This is a genomic window from Propioniciclava sp. (assembly GCF_029977985.1).
Lineage (GTDB): Bacteria > Actinomycetota > Actinomycetes > Propionibacteriales > Propionibacteriaceae > Propioniciclava.
Genome location: NZ_JARKOT010000176.1, coordinates 1 through 7489, shown reverse-complemented (window position 1 = coordinate 7489; position 7489 = coordinate 1). Strand labels below are relative to the sequence as shown.

Annotated in this window: 6 protein-coding genes; 2 read left to right on the top strand and 4 right to left on the bottom strand. The window is 70.9% G+C overall.

The window, feature by feature from the left end:
* The coding region (locus Q1K57_RS10890) for a hypothetical protein (protein WP_300082321.1) at positions 1-756 on the top strand (756 nt) is incomplete at its 5' end.
* A 13-nt stretch (positions 757-769) separates the two neighbouring features.
* Positions 770-1618, top strand: coding sequence for a hypothetical protein (locus Q1K57_RS10885; protein WP_044657646.1), 849 nt, complete (start codon positions 770-772; stop codon positions 1616-1618).
* Between the two features lie 73 nt (positions 1619-1691).
* Here the strand turns inward: Q1K57_RS10885 and Q1K57_RS10880 are convergent, their stop codons facing one another.
* The 4 genes from Q1K57_RS10880 to Q1K57_RS10865 are packed head-to-tail and all read right to left on the bottom strand — an operon-like array spanning position 1692 to position 7022.
* Positions 1692-2159 (bottom strand): DUF4913 domain-containing protein, encoded by a 468-nt coding sequence (locus tag Q1K57_RS10880; protein ID WP_081083036.1) that lies wholly within the window; start codon positions 2157-2159, stop codon positions 1692-1694.
* Positions 2156-3949 carry a TraM recognition domain-containing protein gene (locus tag Q1K57_RS10875; RefSeq protein ID WP_043537053.1) on the bottom strand — a complete coding sequence of 598 codons (1794 nt, stop codon included), beginning with the start codon at positions 3947-3949 and terminating at the stop codon, positions 2156-2158. Before Q1K57_RS10875 ends, Q1K57_RS10880 begins: the two co-directional genes overlap by 4 nt.
* Positions 3946-5517: an ATP/GTP-binding protein gene (locus Q1K57_RS10870; RefSeq protein ID WP_052450880.1), complete on the bottom strand. Its 1572-nt coding sequence runs from the start codon at positions 5515-5517 to the stop codon at positions 3946-3948. The genes Q1K57_RS10875 and Q1K57_RS10870 overlap by 4 nt, the downstream gene beginning before the upstream one ends.
* A complete protein-coding gene (locus tag Q1K57_RS10865) occupies positions 5514-7022 on the bottom strand; it encodes an SCO6880 family protein (protein WP_187120146.1) in 1509 nt (502 codons plus the stop codon). Before Q1K57_RS10865 ends, Q1K57_RS10870 begins: the two co-directional genes overlap by 4 nt.
* Positions 7023-7489: the final 467 nt, after the last annotated feature.

Sequence of the window (7489 nt, the reverse complement as noted above, 5' to 3'; positions counted from 1 at the left end):
ACGGTCACCGGCGCGAGCGAAGCGGCGGACGAATGGAACGCCGCCAAGCGGGGCCGGCGCGTGGTCGCACCCGGACGCGAAGCGAGCGAACCAGACCCGGAGCTGTGGGATAAGCGCAACGCCGAGCTGAGCCAGCTCGTGGACCGGCTGCGCTCGATCCCCGTCGACGATCGGGACACCTGGGCGACCGTTGCACGCCAGACGGCGGGAGCCCTCGCCGCGTGGTCCAACGCGACTGAGGAGACGCCGGGAGACCTGGCCGCGGCAGCGGATGCACTGTCGCGCTCGGCACAGACGTACCGGCGCACCGTGAAGCCGCAGAAGGCCGGCACGGTTGCCATCTCTGGCGCTGCGATGCTGCTGGCAAGTGCCGCACGCGGTGGGCAGGGTGCTGTGGCACAGGCGGCCATGATCCGGCAGTTGCTCCGTCTGACTCAGGCGGTCTACGACGCCTCCGTGGCGGCCGGTCAGGCACGCCAGGCTCAGCTCCTCGCAGAGGACACACGAGCACGCTTGGTGCGCGTCCGTGACGCGATGCCGAGCCCGGCGCCGGCGACCGCACCGAGCGGCACCGCGACGGCCACGATGACACGACCGGCGGACCTCGATCCCGAGGCCCAGGCCATGCTCGACCGGCTGCAAGCCGGGCAAGCGAAGTCGGCCACGGAAGCAGCGTCGCCCGTGCCGAACAAGATCGAGCCGGCACGGACGCGACAGCACAGCACACCGGGCGCAGCCCGCGGACCGGAACGATAGGAAGGAGGCCGTCATGGCTGAGGAAACCGATGGAATCGAGGAGGCGTTCGAGGGCCAGCTACGGGTCCTCGTGACGGCCGCCGGACAGGTGGGCGAGAGGATCGCCCGCGGCCGCGAGGAGGCCCTACGGCGCGCCCAGGCACAGAGCGAGCAGGAGGCGCGCGAGCTGCAATCACGACTGGCCGCCGAGCAGCGCGCCGCACGCGCCGAGCTGGCCAACGTGCACCGCTCCGACTGGTGGGATCGAGCGACGCCCGAGGTGATCGGACGCACCTACCAGGTCGCTCGCGCGTGGTCCCAGGAGGACCCCGAGGCGGTGCGAGCCGAGCAGCGGATGAACGACGAGCTGCGCACGCGCTACGGCGTCGACGTCAACAGCACGAACGCCGATCCGGCGGCGGTGCGAGCAGCGGTCGAGCGTGCCGAGCAGGAGCGCGCCCAGGCTGATGCCGAGCGCACCCGTGCGGCGTCGGAGAACGCGGAGGCACAGCGTCTCGTGGCGCAGGCCAACCAGGAGGATCAGCGAGCGGCGGAGGCGCGGGCAGCGGCAGAGTACGAGCCCGATCCCGACGAGCGCGCACGCGCGCTGGCCGAGGCCGAGCAGCGCGAGGCCATCGCTGACCGGGCACGAGAGGACGGTCGCACGATGTACGACAGTTCCGAGCGTCGCGAGGGCACAGCGCGGGACCTGGAATCGCGCGGCATCAGCGAGGAGACCGTGGCCACGAGGATGCGAGCGGACGTCAGCCAGGCCAAGCCGGCGACGGAAGCCGTCAAGGCCGATCGCGGCAAGTCCCCGAAGGCGCGCAAGACGCGCGGCTCACGAGGGGCGCAGATTCAGCGCACCGGCCTGAGCCGGTGAGCGCGCCGGCCTCGACCGCAACGAGAGAGGGACCGCACCCACCAGGTGCGGTCCCTCCTTGCGTGTCGTGTGGTCAGTCGTCGGCCGACTCCCGCACGTCCGGGAACAGACCGGCCGGCGGCGGCATGTAGGGCAGCGGTTGGCCCTTGCTGCATTGGTTCTCCGAGGCGGTGGCGTCGGCGGCCGCGAACGGGCCTTGCGGGTCCATCAGCACCGACATGTGGTGGTCGGCGTGGTCGCGCCACCACACGCTCATGCCGGTGCTCGGGTCCTGGCGCAGATGCTCCCAGGACCGCCACAGCGCCTCGATGCGGATCACCGCCTCGTCGTACTCCCACCAGCGGGCCGCCCACACGCGCGTCTTGCCGTCGATCTTGCGGCGGTAGACGTTGCGCAGGTACTCGCGCAGGAACTCGTCGACGGAGCCGTAGTAGAGCGTGGGCTCGGGGGCCGGCTGATCGTCGGTGGCGTCGCCGTCGACGTCGACGGGCTGCGCCTCGATACCGCCCTCGTCCAGCTCGTCATCTCCCCAGTCGCTCATGATGCTCCCTCCGCTTCTACGGTGGCCTCCACGGTGGCCACCTCCGTCTCGGCTTCTCGGATCGTGCGCTCGGCCTGGGGGTCGTGCGCGGCGATCGACGCCCGCACCTCGTCGGCGTGCGGGCCGGTCATCCAGGGCTGAGTGCGAATGAGCGTCGGGCGAGATCCCGATGCGACCACCACGGCGCGCCCCTTCGGCATGGCCGCGAGGTCCGCGACGTCGAGGATGCGTTCACGGTGGAGCTGCTGCGAGACCGTGCGCTGACCGCGGCCGTAGGACGACGACGTGGCGAGCCGGTCGTAATCCCCGATCGTGCGAGACAGGTCCTCCAAGAACGCGGCCTCGCTGACACCGCCGCCGTAGACCTTCACGTTCGAGGCCGACCAGAGCTTCTTCATGCCGGACTCGCCCCAGACCTCGACGCCCTGGGACCACGACTGCAAGATCGTCATGAGGACGATCCCGCGCGAGCCGTAGTGGCTGTAGAGGTTCGGCAGCTCGCGCCAGCGGCAGACGTTCGCGGCCTCGTCGAGCACACCGACCAGAGGTGTGCTCAGGCGGCCGCCGGCCGAGTGAGCGGCCAGTTCCTCGGCCGCCTCGACGACGGCGACGGTGAGTGCCGTCACGAGCGGGCCGGCCGTTCCCCGACCCTCCTTGGAGAGGCTGTAGAGCGTGCCACCATCGCGCACGAAACCCGCCGGGTCGAAGTGCGGCCGAGTGTCGGCTGCACCGCGTGGGGTGACCCACGCCGCGACCTGGCGATTCGTGAGGCAGGAGGCCATCTGCTGCGCGGTGCCGAACACGCCGCCGCGCTGCTTCTCCGGTGCGTCGACGACGCCGGCCACCTGATCGGCGGTCAGCGTGAAGTCGTGCGCACGCAGAATGTCGACGGCCGTATCGTCCATCGGGCGCGTCAGCCACGTGTACACGTCAGTGATCGCCCGGTTGTCCAGGGCGGCCGCGAGCAAGAGCCCAGCCAGGAGGTCTTGGCCGGCCGGATCGAAGTACGCATCGGTCTTGGCCCCAGGGTCGCGGCTGCCGGCGGCGAAGTGCTCGGCCAGCTTGGCCGCCTTCACCTCGTCGGTGACGTAGCTGAGCGGGTTCCACCACCAGCTCGGTTCTTCCAGCGCGATCGCCTGGGGATCGAACACCCAGACCGGGCCGGCCTTGGCCCGCACGTCGCGCGTGGCGTCTACGACGTCGCGCTTGTTCGAGGTCACGAGAACTGCCCCAGGAGCGTCCAGGATCGCCGGGACCGCCCGCGAGGTGGTCTTACCGGTTCGAGGCCCCCAAATGTCGATGTGCATGTCCTCCCAGGAGCCGTAGAGCGGGTGCGCACCGGTCACGGTGCGACCGATCGGCACACCGGGAGAATCGGCCACGCCCAGGCGCTTCGCGGTCGCCTGGGCTGACTTGCGGCTCAGTGCCTCGACGTCGCGGCCGCGGCCCATGTAGGTTGCCGCGCGGTCGACGCGGCTACGGCCCCGGCGGATGCGATGCACCACCAGGGCGAGCAGGACACCGAGGGCCAGGAACACGGCGAGCATGCCGCCGAGCACCCACCAGCCGGCCGCCCCTGGCCAGTCCAGCTTGCCGCCCAGCAGACCGAACAGCAGCGAGAACGGATCGCCCGGCAGCTCCGCTCCCGAGCCGGCGATGCGATGGCCGAGCTGCATCGCCACGTAGACCGAGCCGACGATGACGACGACGGCCAGGATGCCGACCCACAGCAGGATCGCCTCAGCTCCGATCCCGCCCGGATCGCGGCGACGGTTGTTCGGGGTGCTCATGCGTCGACCTCCTGGGCGCTATGGGCCGCACGCCGGCCGACGCGCGACTGCTCATGCCAGAGCCGGTTGGTGTCGTTGATCGACTTCTCGATGCTCGTCAGCTGCACATCGACGGGGATACCCGGACGGCCGCCCACCTTCACGAGGAACTTGCCACGGCCGGGAGGCTCCGCCTCGCGGCCCGTCGACGGGTCCCACGCCGGCGGGTCCTGCCAGCCGATCAGCAGCTCTTGCTCGGCCTCAGAGAACGGCACCGCGGCCGTGAGCTGAGGCATCTCGGCGGCCGGCAGACCGCCGCAGATCACCATTCCCGAGCGCTCGACGAAACCGCGAGCCTTCATGCGGTCCTCCTCCGTCGGAAGCGCCAGCAGGTCGCTCATGGTGTGCGAAATCATCGCCATCCCGACGCCGCGCTGCCGGTTGAGGCGCGTCAGGGCGTCGACACGATCGACCATGCCGCGGCCGGCGCGCAGCGCCCGCCACAGCTCGTCGAGGACGACGAAGTAGTGGCGTCGCGGTTCGAGGCCAGCATCGGCCAGGGCGTTGGCCACGTTGACCGTGCCGAAGCCGGCCGACCAGCACGCCAGCAGCGTTGCGGCCTGTAGGTCCATCTCCGAGTCGTCGATCGCGGAGACGTCATAGACCACGGGGGCGTCGCGTCGCATCGGGTTCGTCGTCTGCCGCGAGAACGTCTCACCGAGGCGGCCGCCGCCAGTGAGGCCGATCAGGGAGGCTTCCAGGCTCTCCGTGATCGCCTTGTAGCGCTCGTCGCTGCCACGGTCCAGGGCCACGGCGCGCACCTCCTCGGGACCCTCCTGGATGACCCTCAGCAGGTCGCCCAGGACCGGAACGCCGTCGTGGTGCTCGTCGAGCCACTTCAAGGAGCGGTCGATGATCGTCTCCTCGCGGTCCGTCGGAGGCGCGGCGCGCAGGATCGTCAGCAGTGCCGAGACCATCGTCTGCCGGCGACCGTGAGCGTCGGCCATGACCTGCATGGCCTCCTTCTCATGGCCGGCAGCGCGGAGCTGGGCGGCCGCTTCCGTGGCCTCGCCGGGGTCGAGCACGTTCAGGTAGCCGCGGCCGCGGCCCAGAGTGATGATCTGACCGCCCATCGCCTCGATCAGGTCGACGTAATCGGGCTTCAAGTCGCCCAGGACCAGCGGCATCACGCCGTAGCCGGCGAGGCCGGTCGCCATCCGGCGAACGATCGTGGACTTGCCGAGGCCGGGCTTCCCGAGGACGAACGTCGACGGGTTGCTAATGAGCTTCGCGCGCTGGAACCAGCTAATCGGATCGCAGCACAGCGTCGCGCCGGTGTGGATATGACGGCCCAGCGGCACGCCGACCATCGGCGTGCCAGTCCCGATCGCATAGGGCCACATGCCGCAGACCTGCACGGTAGTCCCGCGCCACTCGTCGGCCTGTTGCACGTAGACCGACTGGCCGCGGCCGCGGCCGATCCACCCCCGCATCGGTGGGCGGATAGGGCGCAGCTCGCGCTCGGCAGCCTTCTTCTCCTTGCGCTCTTTGCGGCTGATCTTCTGCTTCTTCGCCTTCTTCGCGCTCACAGCTTCTCCCTCAGCTCGGCCGGGACCTGAATGTGCTTGGGCAGCACCAGGCCCAGGGGAAGGGCGGCAGCGAACGCCGAATCCTGCGACCCGTACACGGGCCGCAGCCTCAGTCGCGCTGTCGCTCCCAGGTTGTCGATCGCCGCGCGAGCGTCGGCCTCCTTGTCCAGGTCGGCCACCGTGGCGGTGACCAGCATCCCGAACTGGACCAGGCCGGCCCCGGAGGCTTCCTCGCTGGCGGTGGCCGCCGCGGCGCGCACCGCCAGGCTGTCGCGGGCGGCCGGCTTGCTCGTCGACGTCATGCGGAACTCCGCGGCGCGCAGGTCCGCCTCGACGATCGCGGCCGCCTTGGCCGCGTCGATCGGCCGGTACAGCAGCGTCACGCGCTTGCGCGCTATATCGCGGTGCGGGGCGAGCAGCCGCGCGAGTACGCCCGACTGGACGTTGCCGCGCGGAGCTGACGTCATCGCCCACGTGCAGGAGTACGCCGAATCGTGGCGGTATCCGTCCCAGGACGCTTGCGCGGCCGAGGGGCCGACGTCGGGCCAGCTCAGCTCGGGCGTCTCGCCGGAGGCGTGTGCCTCGTCGATCAGCACCGCGGCGGCCGGATCGTAGGCGATGCGGATCGCCTCGCAGAGTTCCTGGGCGGACAGCGGGTGCGCTGCACCCGCGCCGGTTGCCTGCAAGCCGGCCGTGAGCCCGGGTAGGCGTGCCGCCAGCTCGCGGGCCATCTCCTCGGCCTTGCGCTTCTTACTGCCGGATCGGTGCGAGGCGTTGAAGCTGATCGCCACGTATGCCTTCACCGTCGACGAACCCGACGGATACCGGGTGACAACCTCGCGCAACATCTCCTGAGCGAACTCCGGGGCGTTGTGGTCGGTGTTCATCTCGACCTCGCGGCGCAGCCGCGTGCCCGAGTCAGGCGCGGTCTCGATCGTGACCGACGCGGCCTCGATGCCCGGCTCGTCTCCGAGATTGGCCAGCCAGTGGCCCCAGTCGGCCACCCACACGTCGATCTGTTCCTGATCGACGAGTGCGGCACCGTCGGGCTCGGTGCCGATTACGACGGAGAACGTCGAGGTGGCCGGCGTGTAGAGCAGTGCGAACGGCCGGCCGTAGCTGTCGGTGTGCTCGCTGAGGCGCGTTGGAGCCGCGAGGCCGGGGAGCTGGTAGGTGCCCCACAGTGCGCGGCCGAGCGGGCCGGAACGGTAGACGTTCGTCCCGCGTGAGCGGGCCGACCACCAGGCGATGCGGGCACCGCCGCGGCTCAGCACGTTCTTTCCGTGGGAGTCCTTGGTCAGCACGGCCAGCATGACGCAGCCGAGGACGGCCGTCACGATGACCGCTTCGAGCAGGTCGGCGACCATCACCGTGATAACTATGGCCACCAGGCCCGCCAGCAGCAGGCCGGTACCGACTGAGCCGAGGCCCAAGATTCCGGGCGACGTGGGGCGTCGCCAGTTCCCATAGGTCCGCGGACCCTTGCTTGTCTCAACGGCTGCCATCGGGACCGCCTCCCTCTCCTGTCGATTGCTCACCGAGGTTCTGCGCCGCTCCGGCGGCGGCCTGGCCGGCCTTCTTGCCCGCGTCGAGCGCCGCGCCGGCGGCGATCCCGATCGGACCACCAGCCGCTCCGGCGGCGGCTGCACCACCGCCGGCGGCCGCGCCGCCCGCAGCGGCTCCACCAGCAGCACCACCACCGCCGGCCGATGCCGCGGCCGCGCCCGTGCCCTGGGTTGCTGCACCCGTCCCGGCCCCGGCTCCGCCGCCCGTGCCACCACTGGCCTGTTGAGGACCGGCGTTCTGTGCAGCCTGAGGAGCCGAGCTGCCGCTACCGCCAGACGGACCCTGGGGGCCGCTGGCACCGTCGGACCCCCAGCTGCCGCCGCCACTGCCGGACGCCAGACGTCCGACAGCCGCCGCACCGGTCGGAACCGCTGCCATTGCGCCGACGGCCATTGCTCCGCCGGCT